Annotated in this window: 12 protein-coding genes; 6 read left to right on the top strand and 6 right to left on the bottom strand. The window is 41.3% G+C overall.

All coding sequences use genetic code 11. The features are described from left to right. Nucleotides 1-331 precede the first annotated feature (331 nt). The 5 genes from JL001_RS09480 (at nucleotide 332) to JL001_RS09460 (ending at nucleotide 7,781) form a co-directional block, all read left to right on the top strand. Complete coding sequence (locus tag JL001_RS09480; RefSeq protein ID WP_200975858.1) at nucleotides 332-1,687, top strand: MFS transporter; 1,356 nt, start codon at nucleotides 332-334, stop codon at nucleotides 1,685-1,687. A gap of 15 nt (nucleotides 1,688-1,702) precedes the next feature. Next, the gene (locus JL001_RS09475) at nucleotides 1,703-5,224 is read left to right on the top strand and encodes a nitrate reductase (RefSeq protein WP_200975857.1); all 3,522 of its coding nucleotides are present in this window, start codon (nucleotides 1,703-1,705) and stop codon (nucleotides 5,222-5,224) included. A gap of 128 nt (nucleotides 5,225-5,352) precedes the next feature. Continuing rightward, nucleotides 5,353-6,783, top strand: coding sequence for a rubredoxin domain-containing protein (locus JL001_RS09470; RefSeq protein ID WP_200975856.1), 1,431 nt, complete (start codon nucleotides 5,353-5,355; stop codon nucleotides 6,781-6,783). A gap of 64 nt (nucleotides 6,784-6,847) precedes the next feature. Next, nucleotides 6,848-7,231 (top strand): hypothetical protein, encoded by a 384-nt coding sequence (locus JL001_RS09465; protein ID WP_200975855.1) that lies wholly within the window; start codon nucleotides 6,848-6,850, stop codon nucleotides 7,229-7,231. Between the two features lie 184 nt (nucleotides 7,232-7,415). Beyond that, complete coding sequence (locus JL001_RS09460) at nucleotides 7,416-7,781, top strand: hypothetical protein (RefSeq protein WP_200975854.1); 366 nt, start codon at nucleotides 7,416-7,418, stop codon at nucleotides 7,779-7,781. Between the two features lie 18 nt (nucleotides 7,782-7,799). Here the strand turns inward: JL001_RS09460 and JL001_RS09455 are convergent, their stop codons facing one another. The 6 genes from JL001_RS09455 to cobA form a co-directional block, all read right to left on the bottom strand. Next, complete coding sequence (locus JL001_RS09455; RefSeq protein ID WP_200975853.1) at nucleotides 7,800-8,459, bottom strand: ROK family protein; 660 nt, start codon at nucleotides 8,457-8,459, stop codon at nucleotides 7,800-7,802. 110 nt (nucleotides 8,460-8,569) lie between these two features. Next, on the bottom strand, nucleotides 8,570-9,211 hold the full coding sequence (locus tag JL001_RS09450; protein ID WP_200975852.1) for a hypothetical protein: 642 nt from the start codon (nucleotides 9,209-9,211) through the stop codon (nucleotides 8,570-8,572). 180 nt (nucleotides 9,212-9,391) lie between these two features. Next, nucleotides 9,392-10,744, bottom strand: a complete 1,353-nt coding sequence (locus JL001_RS09445; RefSeq protein ID WP_200975851.1) for a DUF1552 domain-containing protein — start codon at nucleotides 10,742-10,744, stop codon at nucleotides 9,392-9,394. A 97-nt stretch (nucleotides 10,745-10,841) separates the two neighbouring features. Beyond that, nucleotides 10,842-14,453, bottom strand: a complete 3,612-nt coding sequence (locus JL001_RS09440) for a DUF1592 domain-containing protein (protein ID WP_200975850.1) — start codon at nucleotides 14,451-14,453, stop codon at nucleotides 10,842-10,844. A 322-nt stretch (nucleotides 14,454-14,775) separates the two neighbouring features. After that, nucleotides 14,776-15,366 carry a DUF4202 domain-containing protein gene (locus JL001_RS09435; RefSeq protein ID WP_200980360.1) on the bottom strand — a complete coding sequence of 197 codons (591 nt, stop codon included), beginning with the start codon at nucleotides 15,364-15,366 and terminating at the stop codon, nucleotides 14,776-14,778. Between the two features lie 93 nt (nucleotides 15,367-15,459). Further along, nucleotides 15,460-16,221, bottom strand: a complete 762-nt coding sequence (gene cobA, locus JL001_RS09430) for a uroporphyrinogen-III C-methyltransferase (protein WP_200975849.1) — start codon at nucleotides 16,219-16,221, stop codon at nucleotides 15,460-15,462. Nucleotides 16,222-16,374: 153 nt separating this feature from the next. Between cobA and nirB the strand changes: the two genes are divergently transcribed. Then, complete coding sequence (gene nirB, locus JL001_RS09425; protein ID WP_200975848.1) at nucleotides 16,375-18,870, top strand: nitrite reductase large subunit NirB; 2,496 nt, start codon at nucleotides 16,375-16,377, stop codon at nucleotides 18,868-18,870. Nucleotides 18,871-18,894: the final 24 nt, after the last annotated feature.

Genomic DNA, 18,894 nt, shown 5'->3' with positions numbered 1-18,894 from the left:
AGCTAGTCAAACACAATAACAACCAAAATAACTGCTCACCATTTTAGCGCTGGGTGAATCAACGTAGAAATACGTAAATCATTTAAATAAAGGTTGAACAAAGTGAAATGCAGTAGAAGCCAAACCAAGGAGACTCCCTCTCCAATCAATTGAGGGATTAAGGAGAGAAAATTTCCTGGTTGGCTTGATCTGCTTTCAGCCCATATTTATCAGTACTAAAAATCAATAGTTCTCTAAATACAGATTTGGACCTAGGTAAATACTCCTGGTGCCTGTTTCTTAACTAAAAGAATACTCCTTACCAGATGTCCCATCTTTAATCTTTAATGAAATGAAACTATCAGCAAAAAAAGCCACATCAATCAAGTTATTGGATTTTAAATCTCCTCAGATGAGGGCCTTTCACCTTTCCTGGTTTGCCTTCTTCCTTTGCTTCTTCGGATGGTTTGGGATTGCACCACTTATGGCTGTGGTCAGGAATGAATTGGACCTTACTAAGTCTCAAATTGGAAACATCATCATTGCATCGGTATCCATCACAGTTATCGCCCGGCTTGCGATTGGCTGGTTGGTGGATCGAATTGGTCCCAGGGTCACCTATACCTATTTATTAATTTTGGGGTCTATTCCTGTTATGCTCATTGGCCTAAGCAACAGTTATGAAAGTTTCTTGTTATTCAGACTGGCCATTGGGATAATCGGGTCTTCCTTTGTGATCACCCAGTACCATACTTCAGTGATGTTTGCCCCCAATGTAGTGGGTACCGCCAATGCTACTTCTGCTGGCTGGGGAAATATGGGAGGTGGAGTGACACAAATGGTCATGCCATTAATTTTCGCCTTTTTTGTGTCCTTGGGCTTTATAGAAACTGATGCATGGAGATATGCAATGGTAGTTCCAGGCATAGCCATGATCCTGTGCGGTATAGCTTATTACAAATGGACCACTGATTTTCCAGAGGGGAATATCGCTGACTTAAGCAAAGCAGACCTGGAGTATAAAAAGAAGAAAAAGGCTGACGGTCAAGGGGCCCTTAAAGCTGCTATTCAGGACTACAGGGTTTGGGCCTTGTTTCTGATTTACGGAGCATGTTTCGGAATTGAACTTACCATCAACAATATTGCCGCCATCTACTATCATGATTACTTCCAACTTGATTTGAAAACCGCAGGGCTTATCGCAGGCCTGTTCGGTTTGATGAATCTATTTGCCAGATCAGTAGGCGGGATGTTTGGAGATAAGGCAGGAATCAAGTGGGGCCTTAAAGGCCGAGTAGGTTTCTTGGGGGCTGTATTGCTAGTAGAAGGTTTTGCATTGATCTTATTTGCTCAAATGACAGTATTGCCTTTGGCTATTGGCACCATGATTCTGTTCAGTCTCTTTGTTCAAATGGCAGAAGGCGCCACCTTTTCTGTGGTTCCTTTTGTCAATAAAAAAGCCATTGGCACCATATCTGGCATCGTTGGAGCTGGAGGTAATGCGGGTGCTGTAATGGCAGGTTTCCTCTTTAAAATGGAAGGTATTTCCTATGGAGAGGCTTTGACTGTCTTAGGTATTGCTGTAGCAGCAATCAGTGCGACTTCTCTTTTGGTGAGGTTTTCCAAAGAGGACGAAAGAATTGCCAAAACAGAATTGGAAGCATCTCTTTCTGAAAAAGAGCTTCAGCCAGAGTTTGTAAAAAGCTAAACAAAACACCTTCCCATGTCAACAGCCAAAAATAAAAGCTATAAAAGTACTTGTTCCTACTGTGGAGTTGGGTGTGGCATCATTGTCCATCAAGACAATAAAGGCAGAGTTACGGTAGAAGGCGATCCCCAACACCCTGTCAACAAGGGCATGCTATGCTCCAAAGGCATGAACCTCCACTATGTGGTTGAAGACAAATCAGATCGGTTATTGCACCCACAAATGCGCTGGGGCAAATCCCATCCCTTAGAAAAAGTAGACTGGGATACAGCACTCAATAGAACAGCAGCTGTTTTTAAATCCATCATCAAAAAACATGGGCCAGACGCAGTAGCCTTTTATGTTTCTGGACAATGCTTGACAGAGGAATACTATTTGGTCAATAAACTGACAAAAGGGTATTTAAAAACAAACAATATAGACACCAACTCCCGGCTGTGCATGAGCTCAGCCGTCATGGGATATATCAAAACACTAGGGGAAGACAGTGTACCCATCGCATACGAAGATATCGAATTAGCAGACTGCTTTTTGGTGGCTGGCGCCAACCCCGCTTGGTGCCACCCCATTCTTTGGAGAAGAGTAGAAAAACACAAAGAGGATCACCCTGAAACCAAAATCATTGTAATAGACCCTAGAGTAACCCAAAGCTGCTCGCTAGCAGACCTTCACCTCCAACTCAACCCAGGAACTGACGAAGTATTGTACTTGGCAATAGGAAGGTGCTTGATTGAGCAAGGTGATATTGACATGGAATTCATCAAGAACCATGCTGATGGTTTTGAAGCCTATAAAAATTTGGTCATGCAAACCAGTTTGGAAGAAGCCGCATCCATTTGTGATGTTCCACTGGACGATATCAAACTGGCAGCTTCCTATATCGGCAATGCCAAAGGCTTCCTTTCACTTTGGGCCATGGGCCTCAACCAAAGTGCAGAAGGCGTCAATAAGAACCTGGCCCTTATTGACTTGAACCTGATTACAGGGCATATCGGAAAACCTGGGTCAGGCCCTTTCAGCCTTACTGGCCAACCTAACGCCATGGGCGGAAGAGAAGTTGGTGGCATGGCCACCTTACTGGCCTCTCACCGGAATCTTCTGAACAAAGAGCACCGAGATGAAGTTGCCAATTTCTGGGGCGTGGACAGCTTACCTGACCAACCTGGTAAAACTGCCACACAGATTTTTGAAGGAATTGAAAATGGCACCATCAAAGCTTTATGGATCATTTGTACCAATCCCTTGGTTAGTATGCCAAATGCCAGGCGAGTCGAAGCGGCCATGAAGAAAGCAAAGTATGTGGTGGTACAGGATATTTCCACTAAAGCCGAAGCAATCCCTTATGCAGACTTGGTTTTACCCGCAGCAGGATGGGGTGAAAAGGAAGGTACCATGACCAACTCCGAGAGAAGGATCAGCTACCTCAACAAATTCAACCAAGCACCAGGGGAAGCCCTTCCTGACGCGGAGATCTTATTGCGTTTTGCAAAAAAAATGGGCTTTGAAGGTTTCGACTTTCAGAACATGGCGGAAGTTTACAAAGAATACACCCAACTCACCAAAGGTACCAATATAGACATTTCAGGACTGGATTATGAACATTTAAAATCTCATGGAACAGTTCAATGGCCATTTACGAGCAAAACATCAGGTGGAACTGTCCGTCTATTTACAGATAAGAAATTTTACACGCCAAACGGAAGGGCGCAGATCCTTGCCAATGGCCCAAAAAACAAAAGCGAATCACCCACTGAAGACTTCCCTTTGATCCTCACCACAGGAAGAGTCCGTGATCAGTGGCACACCATGACGCGAACAGGAAAGGTTTCTAAGTTAAACAAGCACATTCCTACTCCGTTCTTAGAAATCCACCCTAGTGATGCCGCTGAAAGGGGGATCTCAAACGGACAAACCGTATTGATCAGTGGCAAAAGAGGTGAAGTCAGGGTGCACGCCCAAGTGACAGAAAAAATCAAAAAAGGAGTGGTTTTCCTACCCATGCACTGGGGTAAAATCCTGAATAATGATTTCTCCCGGACCAATAATATCACAGGGAATGCCATTGACCCTGTGTCCAAGCAGCCAGACTTTAAATACTCTGTGGTTCAGGTTCAAAAATATACTAAACCCAAGCAAAAGATTCTGATCGTTGGTGCAGGGGCGGCTTCATATCGTTTCATCAACTCATATCGGGAATTCAACCAAGAAGATGATATCCATGTGTTTTCTAAAGAAAAGCACCCTTTTTACAACCGTGTTCTTTTGCCTGATTATGTCAACCGGCACAAGGAATGGGAAGATCTCTTGAAGTTTAAAAACTCGGAAGAAATGGATAAACTCAACATCACGCTATATGTAGAAAATGGTATTGAGTCCATAGACCGTTCGAATAAGACCGTTACAGACCAAAATGGCAAAGTGCATCATTATGACACCTTGATATTGGCTACAGGCAGTCGGGCATTTGTTCCTGCTGATGTCCCCATGCATTTGCCCGGTATTTTTACGATGAGAAGCAGACGAAATGCCGATGAACTCAAAAGCTACCTCAACCACGAAGGTCATGTACTGATTGCAGGAGGGGGGCTATTGGGATTAGAACTAGCAGCCGCTTTGCGTGAAATCAAAATTGAGGTGACTATTGTACAGTTGGGGTCAAGGCTAATGGAACGACAGCTTGATCCCATGGCCAGCTCTTTACTGAGAGAAAAAATCGAGGAGATGGGAGTCAAGCTATACATGAATAACCAAGTATCCCAGCTAGAAAGTAAAGAGGACGAAAAGCAAGTTACAGTAAGCTTAAAGAGTGGACAAACCATCCATTGCAATGCGGTAGTATATGCAATTGGAACACGTCCGAGAATGGAATTGGCCAAGTCCGCTGGACTTATTTGTGGACGAGGGATCAAGGTAAATGATTATTTACAAACCAGCGATCCTTCGATCTTTGCCATGGGAGAAATTGCTGAACACCAAGGTAAACTCAATGGCATTACAGCTGCAGCAGAAATGCAAGCCGATATAGCCGCAAGATTTATTACTGGTGATCTTTTGAGCATTTACAAAGGATCAGTCCCCATGAACATCCTAAAGTTTGCCGACTTAGACCTTTGTTCTATTGGTATCCCTGAGCCTCCTCCAAATGGGGAGGGATATGAGGAAATTTTACTCATTGACACCGCTCAAACCTATTATAAAAAGTGTATTGTCTACCAGGACCGATTGGTGGGAGCCATTCTGATGGGTGATAAATCTGAGTTTGCCGAATTTAAAAGCCTAATAGAAGAAAAAACCGAGCTTTCTAAAAAGCGACAAGAACTTCTAAGAGGAAACTCCAACAAGGAAGAAATGCTTGGTGAGATGGTATGCTCATGTGGCAATGTGGGCAAAGGTAATATTACTAAAGCAATTCAATCAGGGTGCCATGAGTTTAGACAACTCTGCCAACAAACAGGAGCTGGACTTGGCTGTGGCAGCTGCAAACCGGAAGTTAAAAGTATTCTGGAAGCAGAGTTACCGCCATTGGTAAAAGCATGAAAAAAGTCTATCAAATCCAACTTAGCAGTCTCTATAAATGAATTAAAGTCCTCCTTATTTGATGTAAAACTGCCTGATTCTTCAACTCAAAATTCTAACTTTACCAAAGCATATAAGATAAAGAAACAATGCAAAAAGCTGACTTAGTAAGGGTATTTGTCAAAGGAGGAATTATATCTCCAGGCGATTTCCTCAAAACGATTAACACAGCAAATAAGCTTGGAACAAACTATATTCACCTTGGTTCGAGACAGGATGTTCTCTTTCCGGTCAAGGACAAAAACCTAGAAACATTGGAGGAAACCTTCAATGCCATTAGCACAGCCTATGACACCGACGGGGAGGAGTTTCAAAACATCGTTTCTTCTTACCCCGCTTTGGATGTGATGCCTACCACTCATTGGCTGGCATCTCACACTTACCACTATATATTGGACACTTTTGATTATAAATTAAAGCTAAAGGTCAACATCACCGACCCTGTCCAAAACCTGGTTCCTCTGTTTACGGGAAACATCAACTTTGTCGCTTCTTCATCAGATAACTATTGGTACCTCTATCTTCGGTTTTCAGAAATGGACAGCAAACCCTGGTGTTGCCCTGAGCTGATTTATGGCTATGATTTGGCCAAAGTGGCCAGGGCCATTGAAGAAATTGACCCTGTGAACTGCCAACTTAAGTTCCCTGAAATTTATCAAAAAGCCAAGGACACCGTCGCTCCCAACACTACTCCCGTAGAGCAAGAGCTAGACTACCCAGAAGCTACTTCACCTTACTATGAAGGAATGAACAGAATAGTTGGTGGCAAATATTGGCTAGGATTGTACTGGAGAAATAACAAGTTCACTATTAATTTCCTAAAAGCCCTCTGTGAACTCTGTATTGAAACAAATATTGGTAAGATATCGCTTACCCCATGGAAATCCATCATTGTAAAAGGCATTGCAGAAAAAGACCGACTAAGCTGGGAAAAGCTTTTAGGAAAATATGGCATCAATATCCGGCACAGTTCTCTTGAGCTAAATTGGCATTTACCTGTTTTGGACGAAGAAGCACTGGAAATTAAAAATTACTTGGTCAGGGCATTGGACAAACAGGATATCAGCACCTATGGGCTAAGCTTCTCTATCAAAACCCGCCATATGGCATTGTTCACCTCTGTAGCCATCGAAAAAGCAACCAAGGAAAAAAGTAGTGACCCAGACACCTTTAATATTCTCTATTCCAAAGACTTCAACCCCAACCTTTCTGAATATTTCTATTATGCAAAGCACGTCCCTATTGACACCATTCCTCCCTTATTAATTGAGCTGAGTTATAAGTATTACGATCAACTTGAAGTAAGGAAAAGCCCAGAAAGTATAGAATCAGAGAAAACAGCCGCACAAAAAAACCATAAAAAATATCAATGCTCAAACTGTATGACTATTTATGATGAAAAATATGGGGATCCCGAGTCTGCCATTTTAGCTGGCACATCCTTTATGAAGCTTCCTGCCAGTTATTGCTGTTCCGTTTGTGAAAGCCCTAAAGCTGCTTTCAAATTGATTCAAAGTTAGTTTAGATTTTGCATAGAGCTTTTAATTTAATTGTATATTCAAGCTAGTCTAACCGCACATAACTATGAAACTAAGAATAAACAATAATGCCATAAGACTACGACTTAGTCAAACAGAAGTAGACAAAATAGGCAAAGGATTATCTGTTACTGAGCAGCTCTTCTTGGGCAGTAAAGCAATGGGACTTGCCTACTCTCTTGTTCCTGATGAAAACGCAAGTACTATTCAAGCCACCTATTTTGACAATTTACTGAAAATTACCGTACCCAAATCGATGTCTACTCCTTGGGCCACCACTGATGAAGTATCTATGCGGTCCACTCAGCATGCTAGCAGTGATTTTGAAAACCTGATTTTAATTGAAAAAGACTTCCAGTGCCTCCACAAACGCCCTGACGAAGATGAAAGTGACAATTTCCCCAACCCAAAATCTTTTGATGATTATTAAGACACATAGGTCTTATGTATTATTCAGACCTCATCAGTCATTTTTTATTGAGTAAGAAATATTTGACCATCAAGCCATTAACTAAAAACAAAGGATATTACACAACCAAAATTACGTACTTAACAATCATTTTTATTACCTTCACAACAATTAAGAACCCCAAACTTCGTTAAAAAAAGTCCATATGAGCAATAAAAACTACCTCATTGTATTTGGAATTTTGGTTTTTACTGGTGTACTGATACTTCGCCCTGTACCTACAGTAAAAGAAGAAAATGCACTAGTCGAGAAAGGTATAGTTTCCTACATTTTTGAAAGTCAAAGCAATGATATCATTTTTAAACTGCATGAAAATGATAGAATTTTCTACATCAATCGAGGAACTGAAGCAGGCCTTGACGCTCATATTTTGCGCAAAAAACTTATTGGCCACGAGGTAATTCTAAAATATCCAAAATATTGGACCCCTTTGGATTGGGATAGCAATCTACGACACCTTTCCAAGGTTGAAATGGGTAATGAAATAGTCTTTAATGAATTTAAAAATTAATTTATGAGGCGCTAGGCCTCATAAATTGAAATCTTCTTCCCAAAGTCTAAATCCTCCTTTAAAAGCATGCTTATTATTTCCAAGTCTGCAGCCTTCTGGAATTTCTGCTAGATGCTTTGAGTTGCCTCCACCCAACACAATTTCATCCGGCTGAAAAGCCCTAAAAAAATGTTTGACAGCTCGGTGCACTTGTCCTTCCCATCTTTTCATGCCTTTACTGTAAAAATAAGGTTTGCCCAGATAAGCTTCAAAAGTCGCTTTCTTATAAGGTAAGTGAGCCGCTTCCATGGGGATAATCGTATTGTTAACGATCATGGCTGTTCCTAAACCAGTCCCCAAACCCATAAAAAGCATCTTCTTTCCTTCATAACTCCCCAAGGCTTGCATGGCTGCATCATTAATAATCTTTACGGGGCAACCAAACGCAGCTTCAAAATCATACTTTTCCCAACCATCTCCCAAATTGATCGGTTCTGTGAGAATTTTATTGTTTTTAACAATTCCAGGAAATCCCATGGTAACCCTATCATAGTCCCAATTGGACGCTTGCGCTTTGACTTGGGGTATCATCTCTTCAGGGGAAAAATCACTTCCAGAGGGAATCTTAATACGCTCTTCTTGGCCTGTGGCTAAAATCTTAATATTAGAGCCCCCTATATCGATTACGAGTATTTTCATAAAATCAAATATAAGAAGTCCTTGTAAAAATCCTTGTCAAAATCACTTTTTGCCAGGCCAATCACGCTAAAAAAACCATATTAAAGCCAATATGTATAAAAACGGGAACACTAATGGATAAAAAGAAACTCATTGAGGAAGAAATGAAAAATTGCTTCATTATTTCCATACTTATGGCTAAGCTCCTTCCACGTTTTCTTGCTAAATTCTAATTTATTACCATTACTATCCTCATAGACCCACTTCCCAAATATATTATCCTCCAAAGAAGCCTTTTCATGATCATTCTCAAACCTCAATCCACCATCAGCTTCCTTTTGGACATAGATTCGTCTTCCATTTCTTATCTCCTCACGGTTATAGTTGCCAAAAATATCCTTACCTTCTTTAATCTTATTATTTCGATTATCCTCAATTATCAGTTGATCAAAAATATCAATTGAATATACTGCTTCATAATTTTTCTCTCTCCGAAATTCCCTAACCAAGCTAATAAAAAACACCTTTTCATCTTGTTCATTATCAAGCATCCCCCCATATTCCTGCTCAATATACTTTCTTTTAAAAGTAACTTTATTCCCTTGATTGTCGGTAAAATTCAAATCTTTGAATATATCTTTTTCCAAGCTCGCCTCATACCCACCCCTGGGTGACCTGTAAACCAACTCTCCAAAGAAATCCCTTTCTATATGCTGGCCCAAAACAGTTTGGCATAGTCCGGTAAGAAAAAATAGTAGCAGGTATTTATTCATAAAACAATAGATCTTTTGGTTATTCCATTCTTTAACACAAGTCCTTCAAAACAGTAAGACTTATTTATTAAACCAAAAGTAAAAACCATGCCATTTTAAATAGCATGATTTGATATTTCTTTTTGCAAAAGGGGATTCTCCTTTTGCACATCCCCAAGGACATTAATATAAGTATTCTATTTACCCTAAAATGTTCGTATCCAATTTTCCAGTACTATCAGAAAAGCTCTCAACTGGAATCCCCATCGTATGCAACATGCTTACAAAAAGGTTGGACATTGGGCTGTGATCATCAAATTTTGTATAGGTACCATGCTTTACCCCCATGTTTTTGCCACCGGCCAAAACCAAAGGATAGTTAACCGCATCATGGGTGCTGCTACAAGCACTTCCATAAAGCACCATGGTATTATCGATCAATGGACCAAATTCATCTTCAGTTGTCTTCATTTTATCCAAAAAGTAGGAAAACTGTCTCGCTAGCCACTGATCATAGCTTCCCCATTCCTGCCAATGGTTCAAAGATTTATCGTGACTGATCGCATGGTGACCTTTATTGATCCCCAAAGCCAATTTCGGGAAATTTTCTCCAAAGCCCATACCGTCTTCACGCGCCATCATATAAGTCATTACACGTGTAATATCTGTCTGCATCCCCAAAACCATTAGGTCAAATGAGGAACGGATATAGCTTTCAGGGTCTACTGTGGCGTTAGGATTCAAATCAATGTGGTCAGCACTGAATTCCTTCATAGGTACATTCAGCCATTTTTCATTTCTTTTGATTTGCTCTTCCACAGTATTCAATGAAGTCATATACTCATCCAACTTCATCTTGTCATGTTGTCCTAATCTGCTTTGCAAGCTTTTGCTATCCTCAAGGACCAAGTCCACTATTTTTTTCTCTTGCTGCAAGCTTTTTCTTCTCAATTGGGAAGTTTCTCCTCCACCAGGTGCAAAATACCTTTCAAAGATTTCCCTATGCCTGTGCTCTGAAGGGATAGGTCTACCGTTCGGATCAAAAGAAAGTGTTGAAACCCTTGACTTATACCCCACCCCACCATCTGTGGAAAGGGCTAGATAAGGGAATCTGGTATGCTTGGCCATATGCTGCGCCGCTACCTGGTCGACAGAGATATTGTTTTTGTACTCACTGCCTCTAAGGTCGCCACCTGTCAGCCAAGTATCTCCAGCCAAATGACCTAGCAACCTTCGGCTTTTGGGGTGACTTAGACCTCCTATGATTGATATTTCTTTTCGGTGCCGTTCCAGAGGGGAAAGTGTCTTGGTAAACCGATAGTCCTTTCCCTCTCCCATAGGAAACCAATTCCATTGTTCATGGTTGGGGTTTCCTTCTGGTGGAAGCCCTACCCCATTGGGAAAGTAAACAAAACAAAGTCGCTTCGGAGCCTCACTTACTGAGCCTACCTTTGCCAAAGGTGCTCCCATTGCCTCCATATAAGGCAACATACAAGTTACTCCAAGACCTTTTAAAAATGTCCTTCGATCTAAATGCCAAGATTTCTTTCCCATGATTATATCTATTAAAATATCAGTTCATTCTTATTCTAGAAGCAAGCTTAAACCGCTACCATTTTAAAATTTACCTCAAAATGGTGCTAGTAGCTGCTCAGCCCTCCCCTTTGAATGAAGGGCTCAACACAATATGCTCAATCAATGATTGGAATTTATAATCATCTGAACGGACCTTACTAACGATCTGCTCAATTTCACGTTCATCCACAAAGGTGACATCGCGACCCAAGGCATAGGAGAATAGGTGTTTCACTAAACTTCTTGTGAAGTCATCGCGTTTCATATTCAAAATATACGACTTTATTTCACCAATTCCATCAACCACCTCACCGTTAGGCAGTTCCGCCCTCGTATCTATATCTTTTTCTTTCGCAACAGTTTGATAAAGTCCTACCGCATTATAATTTTCAAAGACAATACCATATGGATCAATCTTCTTATGGCAATCCATGCAAGCCGCTTTGTCACGATGGATAAAGAGCTGCTCCTTCAAGGTCAATTCTTCGAAACCTGGCGTTTCAGGATCCAATTCTGGTACATTTGGTGGTGGAGCTGGTGGCCTGTCTCCTAATATCTTGGTCTTTAACCAAACGGCGCGTTTGATTGCATGGGCCTGTGTACCGTCAGAGTGTCCGTTTAGAAAAGCTCCTTGAGAAAGCAAGCCTCCTCGCTGCATCTCTGGCGTAATGGCCACTGGCCTGAAATGACTGCCTTTAACTCCATCTATACCATAAAACTCTGCCAAGTTCTGATTTAGCATCGCAAAATCAGATTCTATCATGCTCATAATGCTCAAGTCCTGCTCCAGCACATAATGCATAAACTGGTAAGTTTCTTCAGCCATATCCTTCTTCACAAAACGTGTATAATCCGCATAAGCATTGACATTGGTGCTCATGGCTTCATGCCTATCCACACGTAACCATTCATTGGAGAAGGAGCGGATCATATTCCATACACGCTCATCTTTGATCATTCTCGATACTTGTTTCTTCAGGTATCGATCTTTATGCAAATCACCCTCCTCAGCCAAATCGATCAATTCTTCATCTGGTGCGGAATCCCATAGGAAATAGGACAATCTGGATGCCAGGAAATATTCCTTTTCATCATCATCGATTTCTTTTTCCGGCTCGGCCAGGTACAAAAACTTAGGAGAACACAAAGCAGCAATAAGTACTTCTTTGACTCCATCTTCATACCTCGGGTAATCATCCTTAATACCTTTCCAAAACTCCACATAAGGCTTCAACTCATCTTCCTTAACCGGTCTACGGTAAGCCCTTTCCATAAATTTACGCAAGACTCCTTTCGTGTACTTTTCCTGATTCCCTTTGTCCGGTGAAGCTGGAAAAATTTCCAAATAACTTTTGGTAGGCCACTCAGGATAATACGGTGCCTCGAACTCCAATTCCTGAATCAATAATGGCGGGCCTGAATCTTCATTGTCCTTCACCAAATAGTCATTCCATAGTCCCAAAATCATGATATTGGCTAAAATCTCTGTTTCCACCGTATCGATCATGGGGATTGGAAGGTTCTCCAAACGGCCTTTAAAAATATAGTTCTCCCAGTTTCCTTTTTTATTTTCCACATTCCTGAACCTATCAAAAGTCTTATAGTCCATCCCATCATCCGTTCTAGATCCTGCAAATGTCCTGATTACAGGAATATCATTTTCATATTTACTTCGGCTCTTGTCCGCCTCAGCTTTCAACTGCATGGCCACAGGGTGATCCTCTGGAAAAGGCGTAACGATAACTTGACTAAAACCAGTAAAAAACGTCCCCCCTATACTCAACTGATGCTCCCCTTTCTTTAAATAGGCCAAGGTAAGAGGTGTCATGATTTTAGCCTCACCTCTCAACTCTTCACTGAAATGGAACCGTTCCTGTAATTTGAATTTATCCAATAGCATCTCCAACGAAGGCATCCCTTCCGCCCCTACATAAGGATGCTCAAAGTCTATTTGATAATATCCGTCTTTTGGAGCCTGAAAACTAAAGGTAGCTTTACTTTCCTTGGTCAGTTCTTTTGGAGACATCCATATCCCCTTTTTCACTAAATTACTTTTTTCCTTTGCTGCCTCAGCTTTCAATATGATAGTAGAAGCCAATTTCTCAGCTGGCTGCTCATTTCTCAAGCTGATAAAGCCTTCTTTTTGGGTAAACCACTGATAACCCTTTGAAGCTTTTACCCTAAACTCAAAATCCCCTTCTTCAGGAAAGTTTTTTCTAAACAAAAGTTTAAGATTAGGTGAAGGCCCCTGCCAAGATTTAGGCGTCACTTCCTTGTGCGGCAAAGCGGAATACAAAATAATCCCTTCATCCACTACTTGATACCTGTCCGCATGAGACCCACGCATTCCCACACCAATATTCTTCTTGATCTCTTCAAGTTGGGCTTTGCTCAAACTATCTTTGCCCACTTTGACTTTGCCGTTTCCATCTATAATTTCTACCACAAAATCATCCGAGTTGATTGGGGCACTTTGATATCCACCGATCATGCCTGCGGTTTTTCCTTTCCCAATCCCTTTTCCAAAAGTTATTTTATAATGGGTGCTTTCAGGCTTTTCTTCCGGCCCTATCGCCTTATCAAGCGCTTCCCTCGCAATCTGTTTATAATAATCGACATGCAATGGAGAAATCTGAAGCACTTGGCCATTATTGCTAAATCCCATTTCAGACTTGGCATCATTAGGAAGCACATCACCAAAATTGACTGGAACATTCAACAAACTGGCTAAGGTATTGGAATACTGATCTTTTGTCAACCTCCTGATGACAGGCTGCTGCTCTGACTTTTTCATCGCCACGGCCTGATGAATAGATGCTGTAATCCAATCAACCAGCACCCTCCTCTCATCATCGGAAAGTTGTTTCTCTTCCTTAGGTGGCATCTCGCCACTATTCACCATATTAAGCATGGCTCTCCAAGTCTCCGCATCTTGCCCATGGATCATGTCAGGATTAATATCATCCAGTCTCAAACCTCCCTTTTTCTCATCTTCATTATGACAACTCACACAATAATTTTGAGTAATGGGATTAATGTCTTTATCAAAGTTGTAAGCTTCCAAGGTTTGGTTGACCAGGCCACTTTCCATTGCCATCAGCCCGTCCAAGGCATAAGGATCATCCCCTAAAAAGGCCCTTACTTCATCTGGTAAATCTTTGGTTAAATAATTTGAGCCATGTGTCAAGGACCCACCGTAATGTCCAGTAGCACTTAGCAATACGACATTAACAAGCAATAAACCTCGATAGGAATTATAAGACAAACCTTTTTCCTCAATACGACTTCTAAGTACCAATAGCCAGATACTCAAAAAAGCCGTACCCAGCCCGAGCCATTTATGCCAAACTAATACCTCGCTGCCATAACCTCCTGTAGCAGCCAAAAGCGCCCCCACAATCACGGTTGGGATCGCAGTAATGACAGCCAGCCAAAGTAGTAATTTGCATGCGGGTTTTAAATTTGCAGTCGGAACAAAGTAATCGACTAGTTCTAACGTAAATAGAGCGATCAAAACACCTATCGGTAAGTGCACCAACAAGGGGTGTAACTTTCCCAAAAAAGCAAGCGCCCAATGAGCTTCTTCTCCTCCAAACGGGAACATAGCAAAAGCAAGCAACAAAACTGAAAGAATTGTCGCTCCGATAATCATGGGCTTACTGCCTAAGGCTTTATTGATTTTCATCATCAATAGATTAATTACGCTGAAATGTTGTTTTGATTAAAAAATAAAGTTCTTTTCATTTTTGCTGTAAAAATCTTTCGATTTTAGCCTAGAACACAAAAGAACTCATCATCAATTAGCTACAATAATAAATTTATTAAAAAACCTGAAAGCAATCAAACAAATTAACCTCATCGGGAAATATTTGATATAAATGGGGCAAAATAATACCAACCATTTAACTCGCCATGAGAAATCGTCCTACCAAACAAGTAGTAATCACCATCAAAAATGAAAAAAGTCATGTAATTATCCGAAAAAACTTATTACTCTTAAATTGCTCAAATCAAGACAATGCTTTCTTTACGATTGACAAAGCCTCATTTGAATGGGACATGGCCAAAGCAGCTTCATGGCCCTTTTCTGACATCTTTTTCCAGGTTTTTTGGACTATATCCACTAGCTTATCCTCCTCGTCCCGATGTTTGGCGATAAAGTCATCAAAATAGTATTTTAAGAACACCAAACAAACCACATCTTCCAATGCCTGCACTTCAGAATCTGTTTTCAACCTTCTTTTATTGAGCAAGTCATCTACCTTCTTGATTTCATCTTGGGAATAACCTTGCTTTTCCATGATCGAGCCTGCCAATTCCCCATGAAACTTCTTCAACCGGGTGCGCCATAGTAAATAACCTTTTCTATCCATCTCATAATCTTCGCGAGGGATCGCCCATCGCTTGATATGCTGACACCTTGCGGCAAGTCGTAAGGTCTCCGAAGCATTTGGGTCAAATTCTAAAAGCATTCCACTCATACGGTGCCCATAAACCAACTCCTTGGGGATTTCAGCTCCATTGACCAACTCTTTATGGGGATCCTGGGCATTGATTACATCAAACTCTTCTATAGTCCTTTCAAATTTATTAGCCTGCATTCTTTGATCTTTCAGTTTAAGATTCAATTTAACAGGTTTTATGGAGAGTTGTGGAAAATGCTATTGGATTTATCATAGACTTGATCAACTTACTTAAATAACTTGCTCCTCCACCAAGGACCTTAAAGATTCAACACGTTCCCTCACCACCGCACCAATCACAATAATGGCAGGTGCTGCAATTTTTTCCTTTTCCTGCAGAGCCAAAATATTTCCCAGCTTTCCCACCATAGATTTTTCATCAGGCTTGCTTCCATTTTGGATCAATGCAATATCCTCCTCTTCTCCTCGGTATTGTTTAAATAGCGTAACAATTTCAGGTAACTTTTTTACCCCCATCAGTATCACCACTGTAGCAGAAGATTGGGCGGCATAATAAAGATCTTTCGCTGTTGAATGATCTTTTAGGGTTCCCGTAACTACCCAAAAACTTTCATTGATGCCTCTTTTTGTCAATGGAATTCCCGAAAGTCCTGGTACTGCCAGGGCGCTGCTGATTCCCGGAACATATTGGGTACTCAAACCGTGCTGAGCAGCATATTCCATTTCTTCATGTCCCCTTCCAAAAACATAAGGGTCTCCACCTTTCAGCCTGACCACATGTCCAAATGTTTTTGCATAATTTACGATCATCTTGTTGATTTCACGCTGCTGCCGATAGTGCATTCCTGCCCGTTTACCGACAAAAACTTTCACCGCTGTAGGTGGAACATACTCCAAAAGGGCTTCATTGGCCAGTGCATCATACAATACCACATCTGCAGTTTTAAGCACTTTAATGGCTTTTAAAGTAATTAGATCAGGCTCTCCCGGGCCAGCGCCTACAATCGAAAGTTGACTTGCAATGTTTTCCATAAGATGTATTACTTAGTATCTAAAACAAATTTAAGTAATTTTTTACGTAATTATACGTATTTTAAAATTTAATTTATAACTTAGCCCTCGTAATCAGTTGGATACTAAGCCTAACTACTTACATCCAAATCAAATCAACTAACCAATAATCGTATGACAAAGATAGTAGTAATCGGAAATGGAATGGTTGGCTACAAGTTCTGTGAGAAACTGGTATCCCAAAATTCTAATAGAGATTTTGAAATCACGGTCTTTGGGGAAGAGCCATGGCCTGCTTACGATAGAGTACACCTCAGTGCCTATTTTTCAGGCTCTACTGCAGACGACCTGATCATGGCGCCAAGGTCTTGGTACGCGGAAAACAAAATTGACCTGCATACCAACGAAATGATTGTGCAAATTGACCGTGATCAAAAGAAGATCATCAGTCATACGGGACACGATTATGATTACGACAAGCTCATCTTAGCGACCGGGTCAGGAGCTTTTGTTCCTCCTATCAAAGGGGTAGACAAAAAAGGAGTTTTTGTCTACCGAACTTTAGAAGACCTTGATGCAATTATTGATTACGCTAAAAACGCCAAGAAAGCTGCTGTAATCGGAGGTGGTTTATTGGGCCTAGAAGCTGCCAAAGCGGTAATTGACATGGGACTAGAGGCCCATGTCATTGAATTTGCCCCTCGATTAATGCCTCGTCAATTGGATGAAGCGGGTTCTAATACCCTTCAGGCTAAATTAGAAGATTTGGGCATAAGTATACACTTACAAAAGAACACGCAAAACATTACAGGAAACGGCAGAATCAATGGGCTAAAATTTGCAGACGATTCGGAATTGCCAGTTGATATGTTGATTATCTCTGCCGGCATCAAACCTAGGGATGAGTTGGCAAAAGACTGCGGCTTAGATACCGCTCCCAGGGGTGGGATCATTGTCAATGAATTTTTACAAACAAAAGATGAGAACATCTTCGCTATCGGAGAGGCTGCTTCTTATCAAAACATGATCTATGGACTGGTAGCTCCAGGCTATGAAATGGCCACTCAAGTAGTCAATCAACTGGCCAATGAGGAGGTTAAGCCTTTTATGGGTTTTGATATGTCCACTAAGCTGAAGCTAATCGGTGTGGACGTCGGGAGTTTCGGAGATCCATTTGGAGAGGTAGAACCCTCTAAACCTATTGTATACGAAAATAAAAATAGTGGTATTTATAAACGCATCAATGTTTCCTTAGATGGAAAAAGGCTGCTGGGCGGAATCTTGGTAGGTGATGCCTCTGCCTATAATATGCTTTGGCAAATGACGCAAAACAAAATGCCACTTCCCCCAGAACCTGAAGACCTTATTTTAGGAGCTAGAGGAGGAAAAGAAGCAGTAGGAGCAGGCGTGGAAAGCCTTCCAGAAGAAGCCCAAATTTGTTCTTGTGAAAATGTCACTAAAGGAAGTATCTGTAGCTTGATCAAAAACGATGGAGTTACCAAAGTTGATGAAATCAAGTCTTGCACAAAAGCAGGAACAGGCTGTGGAGGGTGTATGCCTATGGTCAACGATTTGCTTAAGCACCAACTAAAAGCGATGGGCAAGACTGTTAAAAACGTCATTTGTGAACATTTTGATTACTCTCGCCAAGAATTGCTCGATTTGGTAAAAGTTAAAAAAATCAAAACTTATAATGAACTGCTGGACCAGTATGGGCAAGGTGACGGCTGCGAGACATGCAAACCTGCAGTGGCTTCCATCTTAGCCTCCACTTGGAACGAACTAATCACCCACCAGGACACCATCCAAGATACCAATGATAGGTATTTGGCCAATATCCAAAAAGGAGGCAGCTATTCTGTAGTTCCTAGAATCCCTGGAGGAGAGATCACCCCAGAGAAGCTAATCGTAATAGGCGAAGTGGCCAAAAAGTATGGGCTCTACACAAAAATCACGGGAGGTCAAAGGATAGATATGTTCGGCGCCAGAGTGGACCAATTGCCTGACATTTGGGAAGAATTGATCAACGCTGGCTTTGAAAGTGGCCATGCCTATGGAAAGTCACTCAGGACCATCAAAAGCTGCGTGGGAAGCACTTGGTGCCGATACGGTGTCCAAGACTCAGTTTCCTTTGCCATTCAAGTAGAAGAAAGGTATCGAGGGCTTCGTTCACCACATAAACTGAAAGGAGCTGTTTCGGGATGTATCAGAGAATGTGCGGAAGCCCAAAGCAAAGATTTCGGTATTATCGCCACTGAAAAAGGCTGGAATCTTTATATCTGCGGTAACGGCGGTTCTAAGCCTCAACATGCACAATTGCTGATCAATGATGTAGACACGGAGACTTGTCTTAAGTTCATAGATCGTTTCCTTATGTTCTATATCCGGACGGCAGAACCTTTGACCAGAACCGCTACTTGGTTAAATAAGTTGGAAGGGGGGTTGGAATATGTTCGGGATGTAGTCGTGAATGACAGCCTTGGCATTGGCGAGGAGTTGGAAAAAGAAATGGAATTCATGATCAACACTTACGCTTGTGAATGGAAAGAAGTTGTTAACACCCCACATCTACGCGCCAAATTCAAACATTTTGTTAATGTTGACGAAGAAGACCCTAGCTTAAAATTCCAAGAAATGAGAGGTCAAAAGATTCCTGCTTCTTGGGGTTAACCATCTCTATTAAAAAATTGATCA

Origin of the sequence: Echinicola sp. 20G (assembly GCF_015533855.1) — a bacterium.
GTDB lineage: Bacteria > Bacteroidota > Bacteroidia > Cytophagales > Cyclobacteriaceae > Echinicola.
The sequence above is the reverse complement of the archived record's forward strand: the minus strand, read 5'-3'. Positions and strand labels throughout refer to the sequence as shown.